Origin of the sequence: Actinophytocola xinjiangensis (assembly GCF_001921215.1) — a bacterium.
GTDB classification, from domain to species: domain Bacteria; phylum Actinomycetota; class Actinomycetes; order Mycobacteriales; family Pseudonocardiaceae; genus Actinophytocola; species Actinophytocola xinjiangensis.
In genome coordinates this window covers 264,532-290,979 of sequence record NZ_MSIF01000001.1, presented here as the reverse complement: position 1 = coordinate 290,979, position 26,448 = coordinate 264,532, and the positions used below count along the sequence as shown (strand labels likewise).

At 71.9% G+C, this 26,448-nt stretch carries 28 protein-coding genes; 14 read left to right on the top strand and 14 right to left on the bottom strand.

Translation table 11 applies throughout. The features are described from left to right. Positions 1 to 43: 43 nt before the first annotated feature. The gene (locus BLA60_RS01435) at positions 44 to 811 is read right to left on the bottom strand and encodes a GntR family transcriptional regulator (protein WP_075130824.1); all 768 of its coding nucleotides are present in this window, start codon (positions 809 to 811) and stop codon (positions 44 to 46) included. A 143-nt stretch (positions 812 to 954) separates the two neighbouring features. Here BLA60_RS01435 and BLA60_RS01430 point away from each other — a divergent pair, with 143 nt between their 5' ends. Genes BLA60_RS01430 through BLA60_RS01405 form a run of 6 tightly spaced genes read left to right on the top strand, consistent with a single transcriptional unit; the run spans position 955 to position 6,993 of the window. Then, a complete protein-coding gene (locus BLA60_RS01430; protein ID WP_075130823.1) occupies positions 955 to 2,250 on the top strand; it encodes an ABC transporter substrate-binding protein in 1,296 nt (431 codons plus the stop codon). Positions 2,251 to 2,270: 20 nt separating this feature from the next. Then, complete coding sequence (locus BLA60_RS01425; protein ID WP_075130822.1) at positions 2,271 to 3,185, top strand: carbohydrate ABC transporter permease; 915 nt, start codon at positions 2,271 to 2,273, stop codon at positions 3,183 to 3,185. Position 3,186: 1 nt separating this feature from the next. Next, positions 3,187 to 4,086, top strand: coding sequence for a carbohydrate ABC transporter permease (locus tag BLA60_RS01420; RefSeq protein WP_084734524.1), 900 nt, complete (start codon positions 3,187 to 3,189; stop codon positions 4,084 to 4,086). Next, positions 4,083 to 5,003 carry an N-acetylglucosamine kinase gene (locus BLA60_RS01415; protein ID WP_075130821.1) on the top strand — a complete coding sequence of 307 codons (921 nt, stop codon included), beginning with the start codon at positions 4,083 to 4,085 and terminating at the stop codon, positions 5,001 to 5,003. The genes BLA60_RS01420 and BLA60_RS01415 overlap by 4 nt, the downstream gene beginning before the upstream one ends. Further along, positions 5,000 to 6,247 carry a hypothetical protein gene (locus BLA60_RS01410; RefSeq protein ID WP_154814046.1) on the top strand — a complete coding sequence of 416 codons (1,248 nt, stop codon included), beginning with the start codon at positions 5,000 to 5,002 and terminating at the stop codon, positions 6,245 to 6,247. Before BLA60_RS01415 ends, BLA60_RS01410 begins: the two co-directional genes overlap by 4 nt. Then, positions 6,244 to 6,993: a sugar isomerase domain-containing protein gene (locus tag BLA60_RS01405; RefSeq protein ID WP_211288555.1), complete on the top strand. Its 750-nt coding sequence runs from the start codon at positions 6,244 to 6,246 to the stop codon at positions 6,991 to 6,993. The genes BLA60_RS01410 and BLA60_RS01405 overlap by 4 nt, the downstream gene beginning before the upstream one ends. On the opposite strand, the gene BLA60_RS01400 is transcribed toward BLA60_RS01405, so the two are convergent. After that, positions 6,990 to 8,027: a DUF2330 domain-containing protein gene (locus BLA60_RS01400; RefSeq protein WP_162292881.1), complete on the bottom strand. Its 1,038-nt coding sequence runs from the start codon at positions 8,025 to 8,027 to the stop codon at positions 6,990 to 6,992. The two genes, BLA60_RS01405 and BLA60_RS01400, sit on opposite strands and share 4 nt — an antisense overlap. Positions 8,028 to 8,126: 99 nt before the next feature. Here BLA60_RS01400 and BLA60_RS01395 point away from each other — a divergent pair, with 99 nt between their 5' ends. Next, complete coding sequence (locus BLA60_RS01395; protein WP_075130817.1) at positions 8,127 to 9,266, top strand: hypothetical protein; 1,140 nt, start codon at positions 8,127 to 8,129, stop codon at positions 9,264 to 9,266. Here BLA60_RS01395 and BLA60_RS01390 read toward each other — a convergent pair. Beyond that, positions 9,230 to 10,150, bottom strand: a complete 921-nt coding sequence (locus BLA60_RS01390) for an endonuclease/exonuclease/phosphatase family protein (protein ID WP_075131437.1) — start codon at positions 10,148 to 10,150, stop codon at positions 9,230 to 9,232. The genes BLA60_RS01395 and BLA60_RS01390 overlap by 37 nt on opposite strands. Before the next feature lie 113 nt (positions 10,151 to 10,263). Between BLA60_RS01390 and BLA60_RS01385 the strand changes: the two genes are divergently transcribed. Beyond that, the gene (locus BLA60_RS01385; protein WP_075130816.1) at positions 10,264 to 10,635 is read left to right on the top strand and encodes a DUF427 domain-containing protein; all 372 of its coding nucleotides are present in this window, start codon (positions 10,264 to 10,266) and stop codon (positions 10,633 to 10,635) included. Here the strand turns inward: BLA60_RS01385 and BLA60_RS01380 are convergent. Then, positions 10,619 to 11,437, bottom strand: coding sequence for a class I SAM-dependent methyltransferase (locus BLA60_RS01380; RefSeq protein ID WP_075130815.1), 819 nt, complete (start codon positions 11,435 to 11,437; stop codon positions 10,619 to 10,621). The genes BLA60_RS01385 and BLA60_RS01380 overlap by 17 nt on opposite strands. A 101-nt stretch (positions 11,438 to 11,538) precedes the next feature. Between BLA60_RS01380 and BLA60_RS46490 the strand changes: the two genes are divergently transcribed. Further along, positions 11,539 to 13,887, top strand: a complete 2,349-nt coding sequence (locus BLA60_RS46490; protein WP_075130814.1) for a CDP-alcohol phosphatidyltransferase family protein — start codon at positions 11,539 to 11,541, stop codon at positions 13,885 to 13,887. A gap of 177 nt (positions 13,888 to 14,064) precedes the next feature. On the opposite strand, the gene BLA60_RS01370 is transcribed toward BLA60_RS46490, so the two are convergent. Beyond that, positions 14,065 to 14,883 carry an alpha/beta fold hydrolase gene (locus tag BLA60_RS01370; protein ID WP_075130813.1) on the bottom strand — a complete coding sequence of 273 codons (819 nt, stop codon included), beginning with the start codon at positions 14,881 to 14,883 and terminating at the stop codon, positions 14,065 to 14,067. Positions 14,884 to 14,945: 62 nt separating this feature from the next. Here BLA60_RS01370 and BLA60_RS01365 point away from each other — a divergent pair, with 62 nt between their 5' ends. Then, positions 14,946 to 15,800, top strand: a complete 855-nt coding sequence (locus BLA60_RS01365) for an AraC family transcriptional regulator (RefSeq protein WP_075130812.1) — start codon at positions 14,946 to 14,948, stop codon at positions 15,798 to 15,800. On the opposite strand, the gene BLA60_RS01360 is transcribed toward BLA60_RS01365, so the two are convergent. Then, positions 15,771 to 16,355, bottom strand: a complete 585-nt coding sequence (locus BLA60_RS01360) for a TetR/AcrR family transcriptional regulator (protein WP_075130811.1) — start codon at positions 16,353 to 16,355, stop codon at positions 15,771 to 15,773. The two genes, BLA60_RS01365 and BLA60_RS01360, sit on opposite strands and share 30 nt — an antisense overlap. A 162-nt stretch (positions 16,356 to 16,517) precedes the next feature. Here BLA60_RS01360 and BLA60_RS01355 point away from each other — a divergent pair, with 162 nt between their 5' ends. Together BLA60_RS01355 and BLA60_RS01350 are read left to right on the top strand one after the other, a co-directional pair. After that, on the top strand, positions 16,518 to 18,707 hold the full coding sequence (locus BLA60_RS01355; RefSeq protein WP_075131436.1) for an MMPL family transporter: 2,190 nt from the start codon (positions 16,518 to 16,520) through the stop codon (positions 18,705 to 18,707). A gap of 127 nt (positions 18,708 to 18,834) precedes the next feature. Next, positions 18,835 to 19,128: a hypothetical protein gene (locus tag BLA60_RS01350; RefSeq protein ID WP_075130810.1), complete on the top strand. Its 294-nt coding sequence runs from the start codon at positions 18,835 to 18,837 to the stop codon at positions 19,126 to 19,128. A 75-nt stretch (positions 19,129 to 19,203) separates the two neighbouring features. On the opposite strand, the gene BLA60_RS01345 is transcribed toward BLA60_RS01350, so the two are convergent. From BLA60_RS01345 to BLA60_RS01335, 3 genes are read right to left on the bottom strand one after another with little or no spacing between them, the layout of a single operon-like run. Then, positions 19,204 to 20,307 (bottom strand): glycoside hydrolase family 3 N-terminal domain-containing protein, encoded by a 1,104-nt coding sequence (locus BLA60_RS01345; RefSeq protein ID WP_075130809.1) that lies wholly within the window; start codon positions 20,305 to 20,307, stop codon positions 19,204 to 19,206. Between the two features lie 46 nt (positions 20,308 to 20,353). Beyond that, entirely contained in the window at positions 20,354 to 20,830 is a 477-nt protein-coding gene (locus BLA60_RS01340; protein ID WP_075130808.1) for a universal stress protein, read from the bottom strand. Positions 20,831 to 20,845: 15 nt separating this feature from the next. Next, positions 20,846 to 22,384 carry an MDR family MFS transporter gene (locus BLA60_RS01335; RefSeq protein WP_154814118.1) on the bottom strand — a complete coding sequence of 513 codons (1,539 nt, stop codon included), beginning with the start codon at positions 22,382 to 22,384 and terminating at the stop codon, positions 20,846 to 20,848. Between the two features lie 160 nt (positions 22,385 to 22,544). On the opposite strand from BLA60_RS01335, the gene BLA60_RS01330 reads away from it, so the two are divergent. Continuing rightward, positions 22,545 to 23,123, top strand: a complete 579-nt coding sequence (locus BLA60_RS01330) for a TetR/AcrR family transcriptional regulator (RefSeq protein ID WP_075130806.1) — start codon at positions 22,545 to 22,547, stop codon at positions 23,121 to 23,123. A 44-nt stretch (positions 23,124 to 23,167) separates the two neighbouring features. Here BLA60_RS01330 and BLA60_RS01325 read toward each other — a convergent pair whose 3' ends face one another. The 4 genes from BLA60_RS01325 to BLA60_RS01315 all read right to left on the bottom strand — a co-directional run bounded on the left by BLA60_RS01325 (position 23,168) and on the right by BLA60_RS01315 (position 24,763). Further along, positions 23,168 to 23,836 carry a lysophospholipid acyltransferase family protein gene (locus BLA60_RS01325; protein WP_075130805.1) on the bottom strand — a complete coding sequence of 223 codons (669 nt, stop codon included), beginning with the start codon at positions 23,834 to 23,836 and terminating at the stop codon, positions 23,168 to 23,170. A 63-nt stretch (positions 23,837 to 23,899) separates the two neighbouring features. Beyond that, positions 23,900 to 24,148: a hypothetical protein gene (locus BLA60_RS01320; protein WP_075130804.1), complete on the bottom strand. Its 249-nt coding sequence runs from the start codon at positions 24,146 to 24,148 to the stop codon at positions 23,900 to 23,902. After that, on the bottom strand, positions 24,141 to 24,314 hold the full coding sequence (locus BLA60_RS42890; protein ID WP_154814045.1) for a hypothetical protein: 174 nt from the start codon (positions 24,312 to 24,314) through the stop codon (positions 24,141 to 24,143). Before BLA60_RS42890 ends, BLA60_RS01320 begins: the two co-directional genes overlap by 8 nt. Then, positions 24,311 to 24,763, bottom strand: coding sequence for a hypothetical protein (locus tag BLA60_RS01315; protein ID WP_075130803.1), 453 nt, complete (start codon positions 24,761 to 24,763; stop codon positions 24,311 to 24,313). Before BLA60_RS01315 ends, BLA60_RS42890 begins: the two co-directional genes overlap by 4 nt. A 157-nt stretch (positions 24,764 to 24,920) precedes the next feature. On the opposite strand from BLA60_RS01315, the gene BLA60_RS01310 reads away from it, so the two are divergent. Continuing rightward, the gene (locus BLA60_RS01310) at positions 24,921 to 25,394 is read left to right on the top strand and encodes a hypothetical protein (protein WP_075130802.1); all 474 of its coding nucleotides are present in this window, start codon (positions 24,921 to 24,923) and stop codon (positions 25,392 to 25,394) included. 64 nt (positions 25,395 to 25,458) lie between these two features. Here BLA60_RS01310 and BLA60_RS01305 read toward each other — a convergent pair whose 3' ends face one another. After that, entirely contained in the window at positions 25,459 to 26,403 is a 945-nt protein-coding gene (locus tag BLA60_RS01305) for a ribose-phosphate diphosphokinase (RefSeq protein ID WP_075130801.1), read from the bottom strand. Between the last annotated feature and the right edge of the window lie 45 nt (positions 26,404 to 26,448).

Sequence of the window (26,448 nt, the reverse complement as noted above, 5' to 3'; positions counted from 1 at the left end):
TGTTCGGACACCGCTGGCCGCGCCGGCCGTGGGAGCTGACCGGCTACTCGGCCGGCCGGCTGACGTGCATCTGGATGGCGTACCGGTCGCCCCGGTAGAGCGAGCGTCCGAACTCGACGACGTTGCCCATGTTGTCCACCGACACCCGCTCGATCAGGAACGCCGGGTCGTACTCGGGCACCTCCAGCCGCTTGGCCTCGGCCGGGCTCAGCCGCGCGATCGCCACCTTCTGCTCGGCCGACTCCAGCCGCACGCCGAAGGTCGCGCCGAGCACCTCGTAGAGCGACTCGTCACGGCCCATCACGGTGAGCAGGGTGGGGTAGCGCTGGGCGGAGAGGTTGGTGCGCTCCAGCGCCATCGGGATGCCGTCGGCGGTGCGGACCCGCTCGATGGAGTGCACCGGGGCCGACGCCTCGATGCCCAGGCGCTGGGCGACCTCGCGGGTGGCCGGCCTGGTCCGGGCCCGGTAGCTGCGCGAACCCGGTGACATGCCCCGGTTGCGCATGTCCTCGCTGAACGAGGTGAAGATCTCGGAGTGGGTCAGCGTCGGGTGCTGGACGAAGGTCCCCCGGCCGGCGACCCGGCGCACCAGGCCCCGGTCCTCCAGGTCGCCGACCGCGCCCCGCACGGTCATCCTGGCCACCCCGAACCGCTCGGCGAGCACCCGTTCGGAGGGCAGCAGCGAACCGTCCGGCGACTCCAGCACCAGCGTGGCCAGCACGTCCTTGATGTGCTGGCCCTTGGGCCGGTCGCGCTCCTTGGTGAACACGTCCGGCGCGACGTCGCCGGCCTCGTGACGCGGCCTTGGCACTGCGGTGTCCCCCTTACCGACCTGGATGAGGTCATTCTACGAACCGGTGCCGGCCGCCCGTCCGATCGGCCGGGTCGTTGACAGCGGTATAGACCAGTATTAGCGTACCCGGTCAGTGTCATCCCTCTGACCAGGAGACCCACATGATCGGCAGGCGAAGCGGCTTGATCGCCGCCCTCGGGACGCTGGCGCTGGCCATCGGGGCGTGCAGCCCCGGTGCGTCGGACGGCGGCTCGGACAGTGGCTCGGGCGCTGGCGGCGACGTCACCCTCGAGGTCTGGGGGTGGCGGCAGGAGGACGCCGCCGCCTACAAGAAGATCTTCGCGACCTACGAGGACGCCAACCCGGGCGTCACCGTCAAGTACGTGCCCTACAAGGCCGACGAGTACGACACCATCCTGCGCACCGGACTGTCCGACGCGAACGGTCCGGACGTCGCGCAGCTGCGTTCCTACGGCCTGCTCCAACCGCTGGTCGCCTCGGACAGCGTCGTCGCGCTCGACGACGAGGTCGACGCGCTGGCCGAGTTCCCCGAGGCCACCCTCGACGGCGCGCGCGGCGTCGAGGACGGCAAGGTCTACGGCGTGCCGTTCGCGCTGCAGACGCTGCACGTCATCTACAACAAGAAGATCTTCGCCGAGCACGGCATCGAGGAGCCCGAGACCTGGGACGACCTCAACGCCGCGTTCGCCACGCTCAAGGGCGCCGACGTCACCCCGCTGTCGGCGACGATCTCCGACACCTGGATGCTGCCCATCCAGCAGGAGATCTTCGGCGCCACCACCTACGGCGGCCACGCCTACCTGGACAGGATGCTCGCCGGCCAGGCGTCGTTCACCGACAAGCCGTGGGTCGACTCGCTCACGACGTGGAAGAACACCAGCCAGTACTGGGAGGCCAACTTCCAGGGCGTGAACTACGCCGACGCGCAGGCGCTGTTCACCTCCGGCCAGGCCGCCGCCTTCCCCGGCGGGGTGTGGGAGCTGGCGGTGTTCAGCCAGGCCAACCCCGAGCTGGAGCTGGGCATCTTCAACGTCCCGCCGCCACCGGGCGCCGCCGCCACCGAGACGCTGGTCCCCGGCTACGTCGACGGCTCGTACGGCGTCTCGGCCAAGTCCCCGGACAAGGAGGCCGCGCTGAAGCTGGTGAACTGGATGGCCTCGCCCGAGTTCGGCCAGGCGTTCACCGAGCAGCTGCGCCAGATCAGCGCCGTGCCCGAGGTCGTACCGACCGACGAGCTGCTGGCCGAGGCGCTGGAGGCCTACACCGCCAACCCCAGCCCGTACGTCACCTACGCCTACTTCTCCAGCGGCGAGCCGACGGCCTGGGACCTCGCCTCGGAGGGTCTGTCGAAGTACGTGCTCGGCCAGTCGTCGGCCCAGGAGGCCGCCACCCACATTCAGCAGGGCGTTGACCAGTGGTTCAAGCCGAAGCCGTAACCCCACGACGGGCGAGGGGGGTGCGTCGGCGTTACCGCCCCGACCGCACCCCCCTCGGCTGGATCGCCGGGTTCACCCTGCCGGCGCTGGTGCTCTACGGCCTGCTGATCGTCGTCCCGCTGGTGACCGCGTTCTACTACGGGTTCTTCCGGTGGGAGGGCACCAAGCAGGCCGAGTTCACCGGTCTGGGCAACTACCAGGAGGTCCTCACCCGGTATCCGCTGGGCGAACAGATCCCGGTGGCCCTGTGGCACAACGTGCTGTTCTTCGTCGGCACGATGGCCATCCAGAACACCATCGGCCTTGGCCTGGCGGTGATGCTCTACCGCAACCCGAGGTTCAAGCGGTTCTTCCAGGCGGTCTTCTCGCTGCCGTACCTGATCAGCCCGCTGATCGTCGGCTACATCTGGTCGCTGCTGTTGAGCCCGTCGTTCGGGCCGATCAACCACATCCTGGAGTCGGTCGGGCTGGAGTCGTGGGCCCGGCCGTGGCTGGGTGAACCGGACACGGCGCTGCCGGTGCTGATCCTGGTCAACGCCTGGCAGTGGATCGGCGGCCCGATGCTGATCTTCCTCGCCGCGCTGGGCGGCATCCCGAGGGAGCTGGAGGAGGCGGCCTCGTTGGACGGTGCCTCGGCCGCGCGGGCGTTCTGGAGCGTGCGGTTCCCCCTGCTGATGCCCGCCGTCGGCGTGATCACGGTGCTGACGTTCATCGGCTGCTTCAACATCTTCGACCTGGTCTACGCGCTCGGCGGCTCGGACGGCGGTCCCGGCGGCGCGATGGACGTGCTGGGGCTGCTGTACTACCGGACGGCCTTCGAGGGCGGCGCCAACGCGATCGGCGAGTCCTCCGCGCTGGCCATGATGATCTTCCTCGTCATCTTCGGTGTGTCCATCGCCCTCGAACGGGTGCTCCGGCGCCGGGAGGTGAGCTGACATGACGGCGCTGCTGCCCCCGAAGGCCCGCGCGGCGTCGCCGGCCCCGAGCAAGCGGCCACGTCGCGCGGCCGGGCGCCACGGGTCCGGGCTGAGCCGCCTGGGCGTCCAGGCGCTGCTGTGGGTCTACGCGGCGCTGGCGTTCGGTCCGCTGGTGCTGGTGCTGATCGGGTCGTTCCGGCCCAACGCCGACATCCTGCGCGAGCCGGTCGGCCTGCCGGACTCGCTGAACTTCGACAACTACGCACGGGCGTGGGAAACCGCGTCGCTGTCCACCTACTTCGTGAACTCGTTGACCATCACGGTGGCCTCGGTGGCACTGTGCGTCACGGTGTCCGCGATGGCGGCCTACGCGTTGTCCCGCTGGCGGTTCCGGGGCCGGGCACTGCTGGCGGCGTTGTTCATCTCCGGACTGATGATCCCGGCGAAGCTGGGGCTGCTGCCGGTGTTCTACATGTTCCAGTCCTGGGGCCTGATCGACAACCGGATCGGCCTGGTGCTGCTCTACGCGGCCAGCGGCATCCCGTTCTCGGTGTTCGTGATCATGGGTTTCATGCGCGGCATGCCCGACGAGCTGGAGGAGGCCGCGCGGCTGGACGGCTGCGACGAGGGCCGGATGTTCGTGTCGGTCGTCCTGCCGGTCATGCGCCCGGCGCTGGCGGTGGCCACGGTGTTCCAGTTCGCCCCGACCTGGAACGACTTCTTCTACCCACTGGTCCTCATGCGCAGCGACGACAAGTACACCGTCCCGGTCGGACTGACCCGGTTCTTCGGCGAGTACGCCGCCGACCGGGCGACACTGTTCGCCGGGCTGGTGATCGCCCTGGTGCCGCTGGCGGTGGTGTTCGCCCTGGCGACCAAGCACATCATCAGCGGCCTGACCGCGGGGATGTCGAAGTGACCGGCACGCTGGTCAGCATCGACGGCGGCAAGTCGGCACTGCGGTTGCTGGTGGCCACCGGCGAGCACCGGCAGACCGGCACCGGCCCCGGCATGCTCTACCTCCCCGGCGAGGACGGCGTCGACCGGATCGTCGAGGGCGTGCGGCAGGCGGCGGCCACCGTCGAACTGCCGGACACGGTGGCCGGAGTGGTCGCCGGCCTGACCGGTGTGCCCGGTGACCCCGCGCTGCGCCGGCAGCTGACCCGGCGGCTGGCCGAGCTGTTCGGCGGCCCGGCCCTGGTCGTCACGGACGTGTACCTGGCCCATGCCGGGGCGCTGAACGGACCGGGGACCGTGCTGTGCGTGGGCACCGGCACCAACGTCCTGGCCGTCGGCGAAGGCGGCGAGCACACCACGCTCGACGGCTGGGGGCCCCTGCTCGGCGACCGGGGCAGCGCGTACGCGATCGGTCTGGCCGGCCTGCGCGCCGCGTCGGCCGCGCTGGACGGCGTCGGCCGGGACACGGTGCTCACCGGGCGGTTCGAGCAGACCGTCGGCGGCACGGATCTGGCGAGCCTGCAACGGTTCTACCGCGACCCGGGGGTGGTGGCGCTGGTCGCCGGCTTCGCCCGCCAGGTCCTCGGCGCGGCCGGCCGCGACCCGGTCGCGACGGCCCTGTGCCACGCGGCCGCCGCGGACCTCGCGGACCTGGCCAGGGCGGCGGTGACCCGCCGGCCCGACGCCGGCCGCCGGGTGGCGCACTCGGGCCGGCTGGTCTCCTCCAACGCGGCGCTGCGCCAGGAGCTGGCCGACCAGCTCGCGGCGCGCGGCCTGGAGCTGGTCGAGCCCCTGGGGTCCCCGCTGGAGGGCGGCCTGACGCTGGTCCACGGCGCCCCGCCGTACACGAACCTCGCAGAGAAAGGTGACAATGCGTGAGAGTCGGCCACGGGACACGGCGCCTCGAGGTGCTCCCCGGTGAGCGGATGGGTGGCTACGCCGACCGTTCGCAGGGTGTTCGCGACGTCCTGGACCCGTTGGAGGTCCACGTGGTCACGTTCGCCGACCACGCCCACCGCTTCGCGCTCGTCGTGGCGGACCTGATCTGTGTCAACGCCGACGTCGTCGACCGGATCCGGGCGGCCGTGGCGGGACTGGGGGTCGACTCGTGCTGGGTGGCGGCCACCCACACCCACGCCAGCCCGGAGGCCGGCTGCGCCCCCGGCGGCAGCCCGACCCCGGCCGGGGTCGGCGACCGGCTGCTGGAGGCCGCCGTGCTCTCGGCCAAGGCGGCGGTCGCCGCCGAGCGGGACGCCACCGTGGCCCACACCCGGGCGTGGCTGGCGGACCTGGCCGGGCGGCGCAACGCCGGTGACGCCGCCGCCACCGACATCCCGGTGGACGCCGTCGTGGTGGCCGACGGCCAGACACCGACCGGTGTGCTGACCGTGTCCCCGGTGCACCCGACGGTGCTGCCGGCCGGCAACAGCGACGTCAGCGCCGACCTCAACGGCGGTATCCGCCGGGCGCTGGGCGCCCCGGGGCGTTGGGTGGTCGCCGCGACCGGCGCCAGCGGCGACATCAGCACCCGCCACACCCGCCAGGGCCGCAGCGCCGCCGAGATCGACCGGCTCGCGGCGCTGGTCGCCGCCGGCCTGGGCGTCGACGCGCCGCCGCCGGCCCGGCGGGGCGGGGTCACTCCCCCGGTGTCCCGGTCGCTGCGTCTGGCGGCCAAACCCCGGTCGGAGGTGGACGCGGCGGCCGGGGCGACCCCGCCGGCCTCGGCGCTGACCGACGCCCGGGTCCGCGAGGTGTTCGAGCAGGGCCAGCGGATCGCGCGGGACCTGGCGGCAAAGGGGCGGCCCGACACCTACGAGATCGAGGTGGCCGCGGTGGGCCTGGCCGGTCTGGTGATCGTCGCGATCCCCGGCGAGCTGTTCCTGGAGCTCGGCGAGCGGATCCGCGAACGCACCGGGCAGGACGTGGTGGTTCTGGGCTACGCCAACGGTTACCTGGGCTATCTGCCCACAGTGGACACGCCGCCGAGCTACGAGACCCTGGTCAGTCCGGTCAGCGCGGGCAGCGGTGAGCTGGTCGTGGACGCGGCGGTGGCGGCGGTCGGGTCCGTCCGGGACAACTCCCGGCGAGACAACTCCGTGCGAGACAACGAGGAGCGCTGGTGATCGAGTCCGAGTACGCGTCGATGGCCGACGGCCTGGTCCGCCGTCTGGTCGACACCCAGCTGCCGGCGATGCGCGCGGCGGCGGCGATGGTGGCGGAGTGCGTCGCCGGCGGCGGGGTCCTGCAGGCCTTCGGCACCGGTCACTCCCGCATCGTCACCCTGGAGCTGGCGGCGCGGGCCGGGGGGCTGGCCCCGGTCAGCATGCTGGCGGTCAAGGACCTGGTGATGTTCGGCGACGAGGACCCGGCCGCGATCCTGGATCCCAAGTACGAGCGCGTGTCCGGCCTCGCCGAGCGGGTCTACGACCTCGGCGGGGTGGCGCCGGGCGACCTGTTCCTCATCGTGTCCAACTCCGGCCTCAACGCCGCCATCGTCGAGATGGCGCACCTGGTGCGTGCGAGGGGGCACCGGCTGATCGCGGTGACCTCGTTGGCGCACACCAGGTCCACCGACGCACGCCGATCCGGCGGGGCGCACCTGGCCGACCTGGCCGACGTGGTGATCGACAACCTGGCCCCGCCGGGCGACGCGGCGATCGAGGTCGGTCAGGGGGTGCGTATCGGCGCGGTGTCGTCGCTGACCGGGGTGCTCATCGCCCAGGTGATCACCGAGCTGACCTGCCGCCACCTGCTGGAGATGGGCCAGGACGTCCCGGTCTACGTCTCGGCCAACCTCGCGGCCGGCGACGCCCACAACCAGACCCTCACCGACCGTTACGGTGCCCGCGTCCGTCCGATCGAGCCCTAGGCCGGCCGGGTGCGGCGGCGGCCGCGCAGGTACCAGACGCCGCCGCCGACCGCGCCGGCCAGCAGGGCCGAGGCGCCGCCGATGACCAGGACCGCCTCGACCGAGGTGCCCTCGACGAAGCGGCGCTGGACGACGACCGCGCGGTGGGTCTGGTCGCCCGCGGCGCGGGTGAAGGCGATGTCGTCGGTGATGGCGTCGGGGCGGAACCGCGCGTCGTAGCGGGTGAGGAAGCGGCGCTGGTCGACGAGGGCGGCCAGCACGGGGTGGTCGGTGAGGTCGGCGGGTTCGACCCAGCCGGCGTAGGTGAGTTCGGCCGGGGCGAACTCCGGCGCCGGGTTGGTGACGTCCATCCGGTGGTCGGCCAGGACGTAGAGCCGCAGCGGCTGGGCGCTGGTGGCGGTCGCCGACAGGCGCATCGGGTACACCGGGCGGTCGGTGGCGAAGGTGATCCGCATGGACGGCAGGCCGTCGGCGAAGGACGTGTCCTGGGCGGTCAGCCGCACGGCCAGCACCAGCCAGCCCTCGGCCAGGTAGGGCGTGAGTGCCTTGCCGAGTTCGTCGGAGAGCTGGAAGTCGTTGTGGGTCAACCAGTCCGCGACCGAGGTCGAGTCGGCGCCGGCGAGCTGGGCGACCTCGTAGGGCCCGACCTCGACCTGGTCGACGATCGTGACGCCCTTGTCCGGGGGCGCGGCGCCGGCACCGTCCCCGTCGATCACCACGTCCTTGTACTCGATGCGGGGCGCGGTCAGCTCGTCCAGTTCGGCGAACACCGCGCCGTCGGCCAGCTCGAACCGGGCCCGCGCGGGGACCGGCATGACGAACGCGGCGTCGTCGGTCTCGATGGCGGCGCCGATGTTGAGCGTCACCGCCTCGGTCCCGTCGACGAGTTCGACCAGCGCGGTCTCCTGGACGTCGGTCAGCCGCTGGTCGGTGATGACCGCGCCGCACGCGCAGGCCCCCGCCACGCCGGGACCGAACCCGACCAGTCCGAGGACGGCCACGGACACCACGAGAAACAGACGAGTCATGCGCATGGCCCTACGATGCCGGCCGTTCCGATTCCGTTCCGTGTTGGTCATTTGTCCACCAGATGGTCCTTTTAGTCGTAAGTTCTGCCCGTTAGCCTTTTTTCCATGTGGCGACGCCTGCTGGTCGTACTGTCCCTGCTGGCCCTGGTCGCGCCACTGGCGCCGGCCACCGCACAAACCCTCTCCTACGGCGTTTTCCGCCTGGTGAAACACACCCCGGCGGACACCGGCGCCCCCGAGATCATCCTCCCCGACGGCTACACCACCGTCGCCGGCTCGACCTACCAGGTCCCCAGCCGCGCGGAGTTCTACTCGTTCATCCAGGGACCGTCCAACCCCGCCGTTCGGGTGACCGTGCGCTGGCCCGGTGTGCCGATCAGGGCCGTGGTGTCGGGCAAGACCCGCCTGCCGCTCACCACCGAACCCGACGGCGCGGTCAGCTTCACCGTCCGGGTCACCGGCGCGACCACCAACTCGCTGCAGGCGACGTTGCAGGTGTGGACCTTCCTCAGCGAGGACATGGCCACCGGCCTGCACTGGCGCATCGAACACAACGACCCCGACCGGGTCGCCGGCGTCTGGCACACCGTGCCGTGGCCGGCCAACCAGACCAGGACCTACCTCAACCTGCTGCTGGCCTGCGAGGCCGTCCTGCGCGACTCCGGCCTGATCGAACAGGCCCGGCGGCGCGGACACTTCTTCTCGCTGATGGGCTTCGAGACCAACAACACGCTGCACTCGGACAACCCGCCGCACTGGCACCTCGCCTACTACCCCGGTCCGGACTACTCCGCGCCGCGCGCCCACGTGCCGCACTTCTGGATGGACCGCCAGGGCAGGACCTACTACAACGGCATGGACGTCAAGGGCGAGGGCCGCGGCAAGTTCTACGCCGGCGACCCGGCCCCGATCGAGGACGCGCAGGGCAACCTCGTGGTCACCCTCACCATCCGCGATGACGGCGGGCTGGACATCCAGGCGCCCCACGGCCCGCGCTACGAGATCACCTCACCGGACGGCCGGTTCCCGGACAAGGTCCACGTCTGGAAGGACGGGCGGCCGTGGCGCTGGTTCGGCGGCACCGACGACGTCCGCGCCGGACTGATGACCACCCGCGTCGGCGGCCTGACCACGCCGGGGTTCAAGCGGACCACCGTCTACTGGTACGACGAGCTGACCGGCACCGTCGAGAGCGTCGGCGGAGCCGCTCAGCCCAGCGAGACCAACGCCTGGACCGGTAGGTGATCGGAGGGGAACTGTCCGTGGCGGGCGAAGGTGTTGACCGCCACCGCCGCCACCTCGACCGGGCCGCGCGCGAGGATCCAGTCGATACGTTCACCGCCGGGACGCAGCGGGCGGTAGCCGTGCCAGGTGGCGAACACCGGACCACGCCGCCCGGCCGCGGTCCAGGTGTCGGTCAGCTCCTCGGTGAGCAACGCGTACACGTCCGAGGCACCGGCCGCGACGTTGAAGTCGCCGGTGAGCAGCACCGGCAGGTCCTCGCCGAACGCGGTGATCCGCGTCCGGAGCAGCCGCGCGGCGAGCAGCCGGGCGTTGGCCGACCGGTCGTCGAGATGGGTGTTGACCACGACGAACTCGGCGCCGGTGCGCCGGTCGAGGAACCGGACCCAGGTGACCATGCGCGGAATGCGGTTGCCCCAGGTCCGCGAGCCGGCGAGCGCGGGCGTGTCGGAGAGCCAGAAGTGGTCGTAGGCCACCGGTTCCAGCCGGGCGGTGTCGTAGAAGACCGCCATGAACTCGCCCCGGCTGCCGCCGTCGCGGCCGGCACCGATCCAGTCGTAGCCCCTCGGCAGGTCACGCGCCAGCTCCCGCAGCTGCGGGTAGACACCCTCCTGGGTGGCGAGCACCGTCGGCTGCTCGCGGTCGAGCAGTTCGGCCATCACCGGGCGGCGCCGCGCCCACGAGTTCGGCTCGGTGACCGACGCGAACCGCAGGTTGAACGTCATCACGTGCAGCTGGTCGCCGGTGGCCGGACCGATCACCACGCGCTCCACCTCCTGGTCGTGCGGCGCGGGTGCCGGTGACTGGGCCGTGGCCGGGAGCATCATCGGCGAGGACAGCCCGACGACCACGGCGGCGATCATGACCGCCGGACCTCGACGTGCCATCGTCACTCCGTCCGTGCCGGATCGTCGCGGGCCGGGAACATTCGGGGCAGAGCACGCCTTGCACCTGACGAGGACCTCCTCGACGACATCCTCGACGATACGGAAGGCGGATCATGCCAGGACAGCAGATCGTTCCCGGGCCCGACCACCCCATCACGATCGAGCCGAACCCGGCCAGGGTCGTCGTCCGGGTCGGCGACCGGGTCGTCGCCGACTCGACCTCGGCGCTGAGCCTGCGGGAGTCGACCTATCCCGCGGTGTCCTACCTGCCGCTGGTCGACGTCGACCAGACGCTGCTGCGGCCCACCGACACCCAGACCTACTGCCCGTACAAGGGCGACGCCTCCTACTACAGCCTCGACCTGCCCGAGGGCGAGCTGACCGACGTCATCTGGACCTACGAGCAGCCCTACCCGGCGGTCGCCGAGATCGCCGGGCACGTCGCGTTCTACGCCACCAAGGTGGACATCACCGAGCAGCGCTGATGTCCGGCAGGGCCAGCAGGTCCTCGTGGTGCACGACCGCCCGTAGCTCGCCCGCCGCGCAGGCCGCGCGCCGCCGGTCCAGGTAGCCGGCCAGGTCCAGGTCGGGTTCCTGCTCGGCGGCGGCCCCCACCCAGCCGGTCAGCCACTGCCCGGTCAGGGCGGCGTCGGCCGGCCCGAGCTGCCACGGGCTCGGCCGGCGGTGCACGGTCGCGCCGCGGCGTTCGAACGCGGCGGCGGTCGCGGCGACCGCGTCCGGCCCGAGCAGCGCGCGGCCCTCGACCGTGCGCCGCTGGTGGGCGTCGAACGCGGCGGCGACCTCGCCGTCGAGCGGGTCGGCCGGGTCCAGCTCGACCCGCCCGGACACCGACAGGGTCAGCAGCGCCGGCAGCCCGGCGCGCACGCAGGCCTCGGCCAGGTGCTCGACCTCGTCGGCGGTGAGCAGGTCCAGCAGCGCCGACCCGGTGACCAGCGACGTGCCGGCGAGGTCGGCGGCGGTCAGCTCGGTGATGTCGCGCTGCACGGTCACCGCCGGCACCGGCAGGCTGGACGCGGCGCGGCGGAGCAGGCCCAGGTCGCGGTCGGTCAGGATCCAGTGCTGCGGGTTGGGCAGGCGCGGCGCGAGCCAGCGGCCCATCGACCCCGTTCCGCAGCCGAGGTCACGGACGACCAGCGGCCCGTCGAGGTGGTCGCGCAACGTGTCGAGCAGGCCCTCGCTGCGGGCCGTGGCGTCGGCGCGTTCCCGCAGCGCGAGCCACTCTGGTGCGAACTGGGTGTGCACGGTCCTCCGCTCGTCGGCTCTCATCAGCTAACACGTACACGGTGACCAGGAAGTTCACCGAGCGGTAGAACCGTTCGCCGAGTAGGGACGTATGGAGGGCGTGACCACGACCTCGGGAGGATCGCGTGGCCCTACTGACAGCGTCCCCGGTACGGACCGTCGCCGCCGCGGCGTTCGGGCAGCTGTGCCTGCTCGGCGTGCTGGCGGTGATCGGCGGCCTCGGCCCGGCGGGCTGGGTGGCCGGGCTGGCGTACTGCGCGGCCGGCGCGACCGCGCTCACCGTGACGACCAGGCGTTTCGCCGTCGGGTCGTTCGGGCCGGCCGACCTGGTGACGCTGGGCCGGGCGGCGCTGGTCGGCGGGGTGAGCGCGCTGGTGGCCGACGGTTCGGCGCCGGTGCCGCTGCTGGTGGCGGTGGCGTCGCTGGCGCTGGCGCTGGACGCGGTCGACGGCCGGGTCGCGCGACGCACCGGCACGATCTCCCCGTTCGGCGCGCGGTTCGACATGGAGGTCGACGCGTTCCTGATCCTGGTGCTCAGCGTGCACATGGCGGGCGAGTTGGGGCCGTGGGTGCTGGCGATCGGCGGTATGCGTTACCTGTGGGTGGCGGCCGGGCGGGTGTTCGGGTGGTTGCGGGCGCCGCTGCCGCCGTCGCTGCCGCGCAAGACGGTCGCGGCGGTGCAGGGGGTGGTGCTCGCGGTCGCGGCGTCCCGGCTGCTGCCCGCGCCGGTGACCGTGGCCGTGGTGGCGCTGGCGCTGGCGGGCCTGCTGTGGTCGTTCGGCCGGGACCTGGTGTGGCTGCGTGACCAGCGGGTCGTCGAGCCGAAGGAGCAGACCCGGTTACGCCGGGTCCTGCGCCCGGTGGCGACCGGGGTGGCCGGCGTACTGGTGCTGTTCGCGCTGCTGGCGCCCGGTGACCTGGCCCTGTTCACCCCGTCGGCGTTCCTGCGGATCCCGGTCGAGGCGATCCTGATCGCCGGCCTGGCGCTGGTGCTCCCCCGCCGCGCGCGCCGGGCGGCGGTGGTGCTGGTGGGTGTCGGGCTCGGCCTGCTGACGATCATGAAGTTCTTCGACATCGGCTTCAACGAGACCCTCGCCAGGCCCTTCGACCCGATCTTCGACTGGACGTTCCTCGGCCCCGGCGTCGAGTTCCTGCACGACTCGATCGGCGGTGTCGGCGCTGACCTGGTGGTCGTGGGGGCGGGCGCGTTGGCCCTGGGCGTGATCGTGGCGATGTGCTGGTCGGTGGCGCGGCTGTCGCGGCTGGTGGCCGCCCACCAGGTCCGCTCGGCGCACACGATCACCGTGCTGGGGGTGGTGTGGATGGTGTGCGCGGCGTTCGGGGTGCAGTTCGCGCCGCAGACCCCGCTGGCCGCCCACGCCGCGGCGTCGGCCGCCTACCAGGACGCGCGGCAGATCCGAACCGGGCTGCTGGATCCGCTGCGTTTCGCCAAGGAGGCCGCCGACGACGACTTCCGCCACACCCCCGGCAGCGAGCTGCTGACGGCGTTGCGGGGCAAGGACGTGGTGGTGGCGTTCGTGGAGAGCTACGGCCGCGTGGCGATCCAGGACTCCGACATCGCCGGCGAGGTGCGCCAGGTTCTCGACGAGGGCACCGAGCGGCTACGGGCGGCCGGTTTCGACTCCCGCAGCGCGTTCCTGGAATCGTCCACGTCCGGCGGTGGGAGCTGGTTCGCCCACGCGACCCTCCAGTCCGGGTTGTGGATCAACAACCAGCAACGCTACGACGCCCTGACCGCCGGCGACCGCCTGACCCTGTCCGGCGCCTTCCGCCGGGCCGGCTGGCGCACGGTCTGCGTGGCCCCGGCGATCACCAGGGCGTGGCCGGAGGGACGTTTCTTCGGCTACGACAAGGTTTACGACGCGAACAACGTCGGCTACGAGGGCCCGATCTTCGCGTACTCCAAGATGCCCGACCAGTACGCGCTGGCCCACTTCGACCGCACCGAGCGAACGGCCACCGACCGCCGCCCCGTCATGGCCGAACTGGACCTGACGTCGTCCCACACCCCCTGGGTCCCTCTCCCCACCACCCTCGACTGGTCCGAAGTGGACGATGGGTCGTCGTTCGAACCCACCAGCGACACCAGGTCCCAACACATCTGGCCCGACCCCACCAAGGTCCGCCACGCCTACGGCGACGCCGTCCGGTACTCCCTCAACATTCTCATCTCCTACACCGAAACCCACGCCGACGACAACTTCGTCCTCATCCTCCTCGGCGACCACCAACCAGCCCCGATCGTGACCGGCAAAGGCGCCACCTGGGACGTCCCGATCTCCATCATCACCAAGGACCCGACGGTGATGTCCCACATCGCCTCCTGGGAATGGCAACCCGGCCTCACCCCGGCACCGGACGCGACCGTCTGGCGCATGGACACGTTCCGGGACCGATTCCTCCGCACCTTCAGCCCCCGGTCCGACTCCGCACCATCCGCGGCCGCCCGCTGACCCTGTCCACAACCACCAGCCAGCGACCCCGAAACCGTCAGTCCCCCGGAGTAAGCTGGAAAACGGGGGGATCCCCGCGCCCCACAGGCATTCCGTGGGCCCTGGAACCGCCGCCGTACCAGTGCGTTCGCCGAGCCCGGCGCAGCAGCGCGAGCGGGGATGACTGTGGCCGCGCTGTCACCTCGCCGCAAGACTTCTCGTGAAGGCCAGCAGTGGTGCGGCGGTTCGGCGCGGGTTCTCCAGGTTGGGTGAGTGGCCCAGTCCGGCGAGCATCTCCACCGTCGCCCCCGGGACGCGCCGGTACTCGGCCGCCGCCGAGGGGCTCCAGCGGAGATCCTCGGCGCCGAAGATCACCAGGAGGGGTTGGGCGAGCGCGGTCAGGCGTTCCACCAGGCCGCTCTCGTCGAGGTAGGCGCGCACCCCCACGGTCGTCGCGCCGAAGACGAGGAGGTTCATGGCTCGGACCTGTTCCAGGAAATCGTCCGGGATCCGGTAGCCGGGGGCGAAGCCGGAGCGGACGGCCTCGCGCAGCTGGTCATCGGTGAAGTGTGGCCACCGGGCCGGGTCGATCGCGGCGGTTTTCTCCGTGTAGGCGGCCATGTCGGGGCCGAAGTTGATCACGACGATGCCGGTCACCAGGTCGGGGCGGCGCTCGGCCAGGGCGGTGGCGACCGCGCTGCCGCTGGAGTGGCCGACCGCGACGACGCTCTCGACGCCCAGCAGGTCCAACGCCTCGGCCACCCGGCGGGTCTGATCCTCCACCGTGTAGCTCGCACCGTCCGGAGTGGACGAACGGCCGCAGCCGAGCAGGTCGACCCGGATCACCCGGTGCGACCCGGTCAGCAGCGGCAGCATCGGTTCCCACGAGCGCGCCGACGCGGCGGTGCCGTGGATGAGCAACACACCAGGAGCGTCGGCGGGGCCGTCCTGGCACACGTGGATCTCGCCGTCGGCCAGGGGCAGTGTCGACTCGGCGGCGTACGGTGTCACGGTCATGCCCGCACTCTCGCCGACCGCGGACCCCGCCGGCTTGGAGAAATGTTCCGTAGCATGGCCGCATGCTGTGGGACATCACCTGCCCGACGCGCCCGAGCCGCGTACCGGGCGTCACCATGGCGGGGTTCGGCGACCGGGGCATCACCCCGCCCGGCCTCCGGCTCATCCCGCACCCGGCGGTCACGCTCATCCTCGTGTTCGGTGGCACCATCGTCATGGAGGACGCCTCCGGGCGGCGGCGGACGGGTGGCTTCGTCGCCGGGCTCGGGTTCGGTGAGGCGTTCCGCGCGGTACGCGCGGAGGCGTTCGAGTGCCTCCAGATCCGTCTCTCGCCGGTGGTCGCGCACGCGGTGCTCGGGGGCGCGTCCGCCGAACTGGACGGCGCGGCGGTGACGCTCGACGAGCTGTGGGGGCGCGAGGCCGATCGGGTCAGCGAGCGGCTGGGCGCTCTGTCCACCTGGGAGGAACGGTTCGCCTTGGCCGACGACTGGATCGCCGGCCGCCGCGCGAGCGCCGCGCCGCTGGAACCGGAGGTCGACCGGGCGTGGCGCCGGATCGCCGCCACCCGAGGCGGGGTCCGCATCGAGCACCTGGCCGACGAGCTCGGCTGGAGCCGCAAACGGCTGTGGTCCCGGTTCCAGACACGCCTGGGCCTGCCGCCCAAACGCGCCGCGAAGCTCGTGCGTTTCGACCACGCCGTGCACGGTCTGGTCGCCGGGCAGGACGCCGCCGGGGTCGCGGCCGACCGCGGCTACGCCGACCAGTCCCACCTGCACCGCGACGTCCACGAGTTCACCGGGCTGACCCCCGCGACCGTGGTCGACGAGCCGTTCCTGGCGGTCGACGACGTCGCCTGGGGCTGGCCGGGGCCCCGATCAGTCGCGGGGTCAGTCACGGCGGCGCGGGCGGCCGAGTAGGCGTCGACCGGCCTCCATCAGGTGCCGGCGCAGCTCGTCGTCGGTCAGGGAGTCCAGGCCGGGTGAGCCACCGGCCAGCGCGATGCCGAGCATGGCGACGTGCGCGGCGACCTTCGCGGCCGGGTCGCTGTCGCCGCCGCAGAGCAGGTCGGTGAGGCACTCCTTGACGTTGCCCTCCTCGTGGAGGGTGCGTTCCAGCGCGCGGGCCACGCCCGGGTCGCTGGAGAACACGGCCGCCAGCGCGCGGTGGCCGACGACCAGCTCGACGATCCCGGCCAGCACGTGGTCGACCTGCGCGCCCCGCCGCCGCAGCGTGGTCGCCTCGCGGGCGATCGTGCCGAGCTGACGCAGCGCCGGTTCGGCCACCGCCTCGGTGATCTCGTCCTTGGTTTTGAAGTGGTAGTAGACCGCCGCCTTGGTGACGCCGAGCGCGTCGGCGATCATCTGCAGCGACGTGCCCTCGACACCGTGCTGGGCGAACAACTCCAGGGCCGTGGCGAGCAGCCGGTCACGCGTGTCACCGGCCCGCGCGGCCGCCGGCGGTACAGGCGTCATCAGACCTCCTCGCTGAGAGTTTCAGCCTACCTTCTCAGCTTGCCGATCGGCAAACAGGCAACTAGCCGTGCGGCCAGTCACATACTTGCCGATCGGCTTGGCGTCTGCTTGCCGTTCGGCTAGCTTCGGGGAGGGATCACACACGCATCGAGGGAGTCCGTGGTGGCAACATTTCTCTACCGGCTCGGCCGCGCGTCCTTCCGGCGCCGCTGGCTGATCACCGGGATCTGGACCGTCCTGCTCATCGTGTTCGGGCTGGGCGCGGTCGGCCTGTCCGGCCAGTTGTCCAACGCCGTCTCCATCCCCGGCACCGAGGCGCAACGCGCCATCGACCACCTCGAGTCGACCTTCCCGGAGGCCGGGGTGGGCGGCGCCACCGCGCGGGTGGCGATCGCCGCGCCGCAGGGCCAGTCGCTCGCCGAGCCGGCCAACCAGGCCGCGGTCGGCCAGGTCGTCGCCGCGCTGCGGGACGCACCGGAGGTCGCGCGGGTGGCCGACCCGTTCCAGAGCGGGGCGGTCGCGCCGGACGGCACGGTCGCGCTCGTCCAGGTCGGCTACGACCAGCAGGCCTTCGAGCTCACCGACAACGACCGCGAGGCCCTGCTGGACACCGCGACCGTCGGTGAGCAGGCGGGACTGCGGGTCGAGATCGGCGGGGACGCGGTGCGCGGCGCGCCGGAGACCGGCGCCACCGAGATCCTCGGGGTGGCGGTCGCCGCCGTCGTGCTGGTGATCACCTTCGGTTCGCTGCTCGCCGCCGGGCTGCCGCTGCTGACCGCGCTGGTCGGGGTCGGTATCGGCATCGCCGGCATCACCGCGATGTCCGGGTTCACCGAGCTGAACGCCAACACCCCGGTGCTGGCGCTGATGATCGGCCTGGCCGTCGGCATCGACTACGCGCTGTTCATCGTCTCCCGCTACCGAAGTGAACTCGGTCGGGGGCTGGACCACGAACAGGCGGTGGCCCGCGCGACCGGCACCGCCGGGTCGGCCGTGGTGTTCGCCGGGCTCACGGTGATCGTCGCGCTCGCCGGGCTGTCGGTGGTCGGTATCCCGTTCCTGGCGCAGATGGGTGTCGCCGCGGCGATCACCGTCGCGGTCGCCGTGCTGATCGCGCTGACCCTGCTGCCCGCCGTCCTCGGCTTCGCCGGCGACCGGGTACGCGGCCGGCTGCCCGGCCTGCGCGGCGGCCCGAAGCCGGGCGCCGCGAGCATGGGCGAGCGCTGGGCGCGGCTGGTGTCGCGCCGCCGGTGGCCGGTGCTGGTCACCGCCGTGGTCGGGCTGGCGGTGCTGGCCGTCCCGGCGGCCAGCATGCGACTCGGCCTGCCCGACGACAGCACCGCCGCCCCCGACTCCGGCGAGCACCAGGCCTACGAGTTGGTCAGCGAGGCGTTCGGCCCCGGGGCCAACGGCCCGCTGGTGGTGGTCGTCGACGCCGGGAACAGCGCCGACCCGCAGGCCGCCGCGGCGACGGCCATGCGGCGCATCGACGGGCTGGACGGCGTCGCCATGGTCACCCCGCCGCGGTTCAACCCGGCCGGCACGACCGCACTGCTCACCGTCCTGCCCACCACCGGCCCGAGCGACACCGCGACCGAGGACCTGGTCTCGTCGCTGCGCGCCACCGCCGGCGACCTCGAGGAGGGCACCGGCGCGCGGCTGTCGGTGACCGGCCAGACCGCCGCCAACATCGACGTCTCCGCCAAGCTCGCCGACGCGATGCTGCCCTACCTGCTGCTGATCGTCGGGCTGGCGTTCCTGTTGCTGACGCTGGTGTTCCGCTCACTGGTCGTGCCCCTCAAGGCGACGCTGGGGTTCCTCGGCTCGGTGGCGGCGACGTTCGGCGCGGTGGTCGCGGTGTTCCAGTGGGGGTGGCTGACCGACCTGCTCGGGGTGGAGAGCACCGGCCCGATCATGAGCGTGCTGCCGATCCTGCTGATCGGTGTCCTGTTCGGACTGGCGATGGACTACCAGGTCTTCCTGGTCACCAGGATGCGCGAGGACCACGTCCACGGGACACCGGCGGGCGAGGCCGTGATCAGCGGTTTCCGCCATGGCGCCCGGGTGGTCGTCGCCGCGGCGCTGATCATGATCAGCGTGTTCGCCGGGTTCGTGTTCGCCGAGGACACCCTGATCCAGTCGATCGGCTTCGCCCTGGCGGTCGGCGTCGCCGTCGACGCCTTCGTCATCCGGATGACGATCGTGCCGGCCGTGATGGCCCTGCTCGGCCGCCGCGCCTGGTGGCTGCCCCGCTGGCTGGACCGCCTGCTCCCCAACGTCGACATCGAGGGCCAGCGCCTCGTCGACCCCCCACGCGACGAGCGCCGCGACCGCGTCCCCGTGCCGGTCTAGGCGGCACCGGTCTCGTACACCTTCAGGTGAAGGTGGTGGGCGCGCCGGCTGTTGATCACCGTGGCGGCAATCCCCTGGCGCACCGCCACGTCGCCGCGGCGACACCAACCTTCAGGAGACACGCGACATGCGCCGAATCATCATGACCGTCCTGACCTCGACCGGAGCCGCGCTGGCCATCATCGCCGGGGCCGGCTCGGCCAGTGCCCAGGACGCCCCTGACGGCATGTACTCGATCATCGAGGACATCTCCGAGAACGCCGGGGACGCCGCCGACCAGGTCGCCACCACGTTCGCGGAGGGCATCGACTTCTGTCAGACCGCGGCGAACACGATCGGCGTTCCCGTCACTGTGAACGTCGGCGACTGCGCCGGCAACGGCGACACCGATCAGGGCGACAACGATCAGGGCGACGACTGATCAGCGGTAGCTGGTTCGCCGACCCGCGCGCCGCCCTCACCGGCGGCGCGCGGGTCCTGGCGCGCCGACACCTGTCTAGGGCAGGCCGGCGCGCAGGGCGTTGATCCTGGACAGGGCGTCGCCGAAGTGGATGGGGTCGAGGGTGCCGTCGGCCAGGGCGGTGGCCAGGGCGTCGGCGGCCTGGTCGCCCTGGTTCACGTCGCGGGCAGAGGCCAGGATCAGGTCCATGCCGGCGCCGGCGGCGAGGACGGCGCGCTCGCCGGTCGAGCCGTAGTCGCGCAGGGCGCCGGCTTCCAGCGCGTCGGTGATGGTGACGCCGGTGAAACCGTTGCGGGAACGTAGTTCCTGTTCGATGACTACAGTGGACAGTCCGGCGGGGTGGGCGCGGTCCAGCGCCGGGTACACCGCCCACGACGCCATCACCAGCTTCGCGCCGGCGGCGATCGACGCCTGGTAGGGGGCCTCGTGCACGGCGCGCAGGTCCGCCAGCGGCACCGGCGGGCTCACCGGGCGCAGGTCGGTGTTGTCGGCGGCCTCGGCGGGGCCGAGCCCCGGGAAGTGTTTCACCGTGGCGGCCACTCCCTGCGCCTGCTGGGCGCGCACATAGTCCGCGCCCAGCGCGGCGACCACCGTCGGGTCGGAGCTGAACGAGCGCTCGTAGGCGTCCATCAGGTCGCCGGGGGCGTGGAAGACGTCCAGCACCGGCGCCAGGTTGACGTTCATGCCGACGCCGGTCAGGTTCTCCCCCGCTCCCCGGCCGGCGGCGGTCGCGGCGGCCGACGGGTCCGCCGCGAGGCCGACGTCCTTGTGCGACAGGGCCGGTGCGCCGGGCAGCCGGCGGATCAGTCCGCCCTCCTGGTCGGTCATCAGCAGCAGCGGCTCGCGCACCGGGCTCTGTGCGGCGGCGGCCCGCAGCTGGGCGACGACCCCGGCGATCTGGGTGCTGCTCGACACGTTCTCACCGAAGAAGATCACGCCGGCGGCCTCGCCGGCGCGGATCCTGGCGAGCAGGCCCGCCGGCGGCACCAGCCCGGGATAGGAGTAGATCACCCGCTGGCCGGCGGCCTGCCGGGCGAAGGCCAGTTCGGCGACCACCGCGTCGTCGCCGGCATCGGTCACCGCGACCGTTCCCAGGGCGAGGATCCCGACCAGCAACCGGAAGAACAGTCCACGTCGCATGCGTTCAACGATAACGCAACCGACCTATAGATCGTAAGTTTCTAACTTAGGGCACCACGACCACCGGCCACCGGCCGCAGCGGATCAGCCGCGTGGCCACCGAGCCGGCGATGCGATGCCCGGCACTCGTGGACGCCCCGACCACCACCGTGTCGGCCTGGCAGCGGTCGGCGATGTCACGCAGGCTGCCGAACGGGTCGCCGTGCAGCGACAGGAACGTGACCGACACGCCCAACTCCTCGGCGCGCTCGCGCATCTCCGCGCTCAGCTCCGCCCGCAGCTGGGTGTAGGTGCGCTGCTCGAAGGCCATCGCCGAGCCACTGAGCGCCAGCCCGGAACACGTGCCGACCAGGGCCACCAGCAGGTGGAAACCCTGCCGACGCGCCAGACCGAACGCGTAGGCGGCCGCCCGCATCGCGGTGTCCGAGCCGTCGACGCCGACCATGATCGTGCTCCGGGCGGTCGCCGGCGGCCCGTACCGCTCCACAGTGGACTCGAACACGCCGGTGGGTTCGGTGTCCATCGCTGCCCTCTCCCGCTACCTCGTGATCGGGTCGGTCACCGGTTCGTCCTTCGGGGACTGCTCCAGGTCGATCGTGTTGCGCAGGGTCACCGGCTTGAGCAGCAGCGCCGCGATCAGCCCGACCAGCGCGGCACCCGCGGCGATGACGAAGATGTGCGCCGTCGCGTCCCCGTACACCATCCGCACGACCTGCTGGACCTCCGGCGGCAGCGCGGCCAGGTTCAGCGCGCTGGTCTCCTCGCCGCCCCCGGTGAGCCCGCGCCCGCCGAACGCGGTCGTCAGGTCGGCGGTGACCCGGTTGGCCAGCACCGCACCCAGCACCGAGACGCCGATCGTGCCGCCCAGCGAACGGAAGAACGTCACCGACGCGCTCGCCGAACCGAGATCACGCAGCGGCACGGAGTTCTGCACGATCAGCACCAGGTTCTGCATCGTCATCCCGACGCCGACCCCGACCAGCACCATCGCACCGGACACCACAACCAGCGAGGTGTCGTGGTCGATCGTGCCCAGACCGAGGAACCCGAGCACCAGCACGACCGCGCCGGTCACCACATAGGGCTTGATCCGCCCGGACCGGCTGATCATCCGGCCGGCCACGGTCGAGGCGACCAGCACACCGGCCATCATCGGGATCGTCAGCAGACCGGCCTCCGTCGGGGTGTAGCCGCGGCCGACCTGGAAGTACTGGCCGAGGAACACCGCCCCGCCGAACATCGCGAGCCCGACGGCGAGACTGCCGAGGATGGCCAGCGAGGCCGTCCTGGTCCGCACGATCCGCAGCGGCACAACGGGTTCGCGCACCCGGGACTCCACCCAGACGGCGATCGCGAGCAACACCACCCCGCCGCCGACCATCGCGGCGCTCTGCCAGGACACCCAGTCGAACGAGTTGCCGACGAACGACACCCAGATCAGCAGCACGCTCACCCCGGCCGCGATCAGCGCGGCACCGGCGTAGTCGACCTGCACGTCGTCGCGGCGCACGGTCTCCAGCTTGAGCGTCTTCTGCAGCACCAGGAACGCGATGGCCGCGATCGGCACGCCGACGAAGAAGCACCAGCGCCACCCCAGCCACGGCACGTCGACGATGAGCCCGCCGAGCAGCGGACCGCCGACCGTGGCGACGGCCATCACGCCGCCGAGGTAGCCGTTGTACCGGCCGCGCTCGCGAGGCGGGATGATCGCCGCGATCACGACCTGGACCAGCGCCTGCAGACCGCCGACCCCCAGGCCCTGGACCGCGCGGGCGCCGATGAGCTGCTCGGCGTTCTGGGCGAACCCGCTGGCCACCGAGCCGAGCACGAAGATCACGATCGCGACCTGGACCAGGGTCTTCTTGTTGAACAGATCGGCGAGCTTGCCCCAGATCGGGGTACTCGCCGTGGCGGTCAGCAGCGTCGCGGTGACCACCCACGTGTACTGGGTCTGTGACCCGTTGAGCGAACCGATGATCAGCGGCAGCGCCGTGGAGACCACGGTCGAGCTGATCATCGCCACGAACAGCACCAGCAACAGGCCCGACAACGACTCCAGTACCTGCCGGTGCGGCATCGCCTCGCCGGTGGTCGTGCCGGCCGCCTCACCCACGGCCCCACCCACGGCCTTGGCCTCACCCATCCCCTGCGTCCTTCCTCTGGGTTGACGCCCGATTTGCGCATTGTGCAAAATTGCCCACAGCGAATCTAACACGACACGGATAGGGTGATATTCCGTGGAGCCAACCAGCACTCTGCGTGAACGCAAGAAAGCAGCGACGCGACAGTCGCTGCACGAGACCGCCCTGCGCCTGGCGGTCGCCCGGGGGCTGGACGGCGTCACCGTCGAGGACATCGCCGACGAGGTCGGGGTGTCCCGGCGCACGTTCTCCAACTACTTCGCCAACAAGGAGGACGCGGTCCTCTACGCCGACCGCGAGCGGATGCGCCGCCTGCTGGAAGTGCTGCGCGACCGCCCGGCCGACGAACCGGCGTGGGACGCCCTGCGCCGCGGTGCCGCCGACCTCTACCGCCGCCGCGCCCAACGCGACCCCGAGTGGGTCGCCCAGCTGCGCCTGCTGCGCCGGCACCCGTCGCTGCTGGCCAGGCAGGCCGGCGACCAGTTCACGCTGGAACGCGACCTGGTCGACGTGCTGCGCGAGCGGGGCGAGGAGGACTACGAGCTGTCCCGGCTGATGGCCGCGACCTTCCTGGGCACGCTGCGCACCGCCGGCACGCTGTGGTTCGAGAACGCCGGCGAGGTGCCGCTGCCCGACCTGCTCGACCGGCTGCTCGCCCGAGTCACCTTCGACTGAGTCTGCTCCGAGCGACTCCGCTGTGAGCGAGGCGCTGCCACGCCTCAGGCGATGTTCTCGTCCGGCCGCCGGTGGTAGCTGTTGACGTACTCCTGCTGGGACAGCGCCTGGATCGCGGCCATCACCTCGTCGGTGGCCGCCCGACGCGCCCGCAGGTTGTGCTCGGTCCAGGCGGAGAAGTCCAGGGGCTGGCCGAACCGCACGGAGATCCGCGCCGGCCGGGGGATCTTGCCGCCGCGCGGCATCAGCTTCTCGGTCCCGGTCAGCGCCACCGGCACCACCGGCGCCCCCGTGCTGAACGCCAGCACCGCCACCCCCGTGTGCCCCCGGTAGAGCCGCCCGTCCAGGGAGCGGGTGCCCTCGGGGTAGATCGCGAACGCGCCACCGGCGTTGAGGACCTGCTGGCCGGCGTTGAGCGCCGCCAGCCCGGCATGCGCGTTGCCGCGCTCGACCGGGATGTAGCCCAGACCGTCCATGGCCGCGGCCATCAGCCGGCCGCGGATCCCGCCGGCGGTGAAGTACTCCGCCTTGCCGAGGAACTGCACCCGCCGGCGCACCACCAGCGAGATCACCGCCGTGTCCAGCACGGCCCGGTGGTTGGCGGCCAGGATCACCGGCCCGTCCGCCGGCACGTTCTCCAGGCCGTGCACCCTCGGCCGGTAGACCAGCCGAGCGGTCGGTGCGAGGACATATCGGACTAACTGGTGCAGCACAGGTCTGTCTCCCGTCTCGGCTCCGTTGGCCAGCATGCCACGTCGCGGACGGTGCGCGCCGATCTACGGCTCGACGTCGGGTCGTTCGGCGGCGAGCTTGCGGTCCAGACCCTCGCCCTGCTCCTGCTCGTAGGCGGTGGTGCCGTACGTCTCGGCGACCGACCAGTGGTCCGGCGCCTGCGCGCCCTCCTCCAGCGGATCCACGCCGAGTTCGTCCTCGTCGAGTTCCTCCGCGCTGTTGAGCGTCGCCGGGTCCCATTCCGCCTGGTCCGGTTCGCCGGTGTCCTGGTCCATCCGGCCGTCCTCATCCATCCGGCCAGTCCTCGTCCTCGGCGGGTACCGGCACGTTCTGTTCGTGCACGTCGACCGGGTCGGCCTCGCCGACGACCGGCGCCGGCTCCGGCTCGGTGACCTCGTCGGTCTCGCCGACCTCACGTGACTGCTCGAGAACGTCCGCCGGGTTCGCGTCGGGGTTCACGTCTCATCACCTGTCCACTGCAGCAGGGCCACGGTCATCGTCAGCGCGCGTCGCACGGTGTCGATACCGGTCAGGGGATCCAGCCCGATCACCGCGAGGTCCAACTGGAACGCCGCGTCCGCCGGACTGCCGTTCAGGTCGGCCAGCAGCGCCCGGACCGTCGCCCGCGCCGGCGGGGCCAACTCGTCGATGGACACCCTGGTGTCGTCGTCGTCCCGCAGGTCGACGGCGAAGGTGATCTCGCCGCCGGTACGTCCGGCCGTGTCCCGCACCGCCGTGGACGCCACCTGGATCAGCTCGGCGACCACCGCGCGTACGTAGGGCCGCAACTGCTCGTCGCCCTGGTCCACCACGGTCCCCAGCGCGGTCGACAGACCCGCCGCGTCGCCGTCCAGCACACAGTGGACCAGCCGATGCGCGGTGGCCTGGGCGGCTGTCGCTCTGCGCATACCGGGGTGCTCCTTCCTCACCGGACGCGGTCAGGGTGCCCGCGCCGCCGGCCGGCAAACACCCCGACCGGGGCCGTCCACCCGGCGGATCCGGGTTTCAGGCTGGTCGCTGTGGGTAACGCCGCAGGTACCCGAACGAGGGAAGAGGTGGACAGGCGTGGACACCAACAGCTACCTGGCCTTCCTGCTGATCGGCACCGTGCTGGTCCTGCTGGACGGCCAGGTCATCTACCGCAACGGCCGCAGGTTCCTGCGACAGTCCGGACCCAATGCCGCCGCCGAGTCGCTGACCAGGCTCGTGTCGGTGCTGTTCCACCTGGTGGTGCTGGGCGTGCTGGCGCTCATCTCCACGGTCGACCTGCCGGCCGACAACGCGACCGAGGGCATCGTGCTGCGCCTCGGGGTGACCCTGATCGTGCTCGGGGTCGCCCACTGGGTGGCGATCACCGCGCTCACCCGGATCCGTGACCGCCAGGAGTTCGACGAGGTCCGCCAGGAGCGGGAGGCGCGGCGGCTGGCCAACGAGCAGGCCGACGCCGCCTACGGCACCGCCGTGCCCAACCCGGCCGAGAGCCCCGCGTACACCGGGCGCAGCGCCACGTCGGCGCTCAACCGGCAGCTGCCGCGCTGACCCGCACGGAGACCCACACGGAGACCCACACGGAGACCCGCACGGTGAGCCTCACGGGGCCGTCTCACGGGGAGTCGAACAGCGCGCTGACCGACTCCCCGTTGTGGATGCGGCGCATCGCCTCGGCCAGCGCCGGCGCGATCGACAGCACGGTCAGCTTCGGTGTCCGCTCACCGCCCGGCACCGGAACCGTGTTGGTGCACACGATCTCGATGACGTCGGGCTGCTCGCCGATGCGCCGCAGCGCCCCCGCCGCGAACAGCCCGTGGGTGCAGGCGACCCTGATGGACCGGGCGTCGCGCTCGCGCAACCGGTCCAGCAGCTCGATCACCGTGCTGCCCTTGGCGATCTCGTCGTCGAGCACGATCACGTCGCGGTCCTCGACCTCGCCGATGATGTCGGAGATGGTGACCTTGTCGTCGGCGAAGCGCTGCTTGGCACCGGCCGCGACCGGCACGTTCAGCAGCCGCGCGAAGTGCGAGGCCTCCTTGGCGTTGCCCAGGTCGGGCGACACCACCACCGCGTTGGACAGGTCAAGCCGGCTGAAGTAGGCCGCCAGCTCGCGCAGCGCGTGCAGGTGGTCGACCGGCACGCTGAAGAACCCGTGCACCTGCGGGGAGTGCAGCGTCATCGCCAGCACCCGGCTCGCCCCGGCCGACACCAGCAGGTCGGCCACCAGCCGGGCACCGATGGAGATGCGCGGAGCGTCCTTCTTGTCCGACCGCGCATAGGCGTAGTGCGGCAGCACCACGGTCGTGCGGGCCGCCGAGGCGCCCCGGGCGGCGTCGAGCATCAGCAGCAGCTCGACCAGGTTCTCCTGCACGGGCGCCACCAGCGGCTGGATCAGGAACACGTCCCGCTCCCGGCAGTTGGCCTGCAGCTGCACCTCGAGGCAGTCGTTGGCGAAGCGCTCCACCCGCACCGGGCGCAGCGGCACCTCCAGCTGCGCGCAGATCTCCTCGGCCAGCTCCGGATGCGCGCTCCCACTGAAGACCGCGATGTCCCGCACGAACCACTCCCCACCTCGACCAGGCACGCCGTGGCGCATGCTACT

Coding starts and splice junctions, on each gene's coding strand:
- BLA60_RS01430 (WP_075130823.1), top strand. CDS start 955: ATGATCGGCAGGCGAAGCGGCTTGATCGCCGCCCTCGGGACGCTGGCG.
- BLA60_RS01420 (WP_084734524.1), top strand. CDS start 3,187: ATGACGGCGCTGCTGCCCCCGAAGGCCCGCGCGGCGTCGCCGGCCCCG.
- BLA60_RS01400 (WP_162292881.1), bottom strand. CDS start 8,027: ATGCGCATGACTCGTCTGTTTCTCGTGGTGTCCGTGGCCGTCCTCGGA.
- BLA60_RS01395 (WP_075130817.1), top strand. CDS start 8,127: ATGTGGCGACGCCTGCTGGTCGTACTGTCCCTGCTGGCCCTGGTCGCG.
- BLA60_RS01390 (WP_075131437.1), bottom strand. CDS start 10,150: ATGGCACGTCGAGGTCCGGCGGTCATGATCGCCGCCGTGGTCGTCGGG.
- BLA60_RS01385 (WP_075130816.1), top strand. CDS start 10,264: ATGCCAGGACAGCAGATCGTTCCCGGGCCCGACCACCCCATCACGATC.
- BLA60_RS01380 (WP_075130815.1), bottom strand. CDS start 11,437: ATGAGAGCCGACGAGCGGAGGACCGTGCACACCCAGTTCGCACCAGAG.
- BLA60_RS01370 (WP_075130813.1), bottom strand. CDS start 14,883: ATGACCGTGACACCGTACGCCGCCGAGTCGACACTGCCCCTGGCCGAC.
- BLA60_RS01365 (WP_075130812.1), top strand. CDS start 14,946: ATGCTGTGGGACATCACCTGCCCGACGCGCCCGAGCCGCGTACCGGGC.
- BLA60_RS01360 (WP_075130811.1), bottom strand. CDS start 16,355: ATGACGCCTGTACCGCCGGCGGCCGCGCGGGCCGGTGACACGCGTGAC.
- BLA60_RS01350 (WP_075130810.1), top strand. CDS start 18,835: ATGCGCCGAATCATCATGACCGTCCTGACCTCGACCGGAGCCGCGCTG.
- BLA60_RS01345 (WP_075130809.1), bottom strand. CDS start 20,307: ATGCGACGTGGACTGTTCTTCCGGTTGCTGGTCGGGATCCTCGCCCTG.
- BLA60_RS01340 (WP_075130808.1), bottom strand. CDS start 20,830: ATGGACACCGAACCCACCGGCGTGTTCGAGTCCACTGTGGAGCGGTAC.
- BLA60_RS01335 (WP_154814118.1), bottom strand. CDS start 22,384: ATGCCGCACCGGCAGGTACTGGAGTCGTTGTCGGGCCTGTTGCTGGTG.
- BLA60_RS01320 (WP_075130804.1), bottom strand. CDS start 24,148: ATGGATGAGGACGGCCGGATGGACCAGGACACCGGCGAACCGGACCAG.
- BLA60_RS01315 (WP_075130803.1), bottom strand. CDS start 24,763: ATGCGCAGAGCGACAGCCGCCCAGGCCACCGCGCATCGGCTGGTCCAC.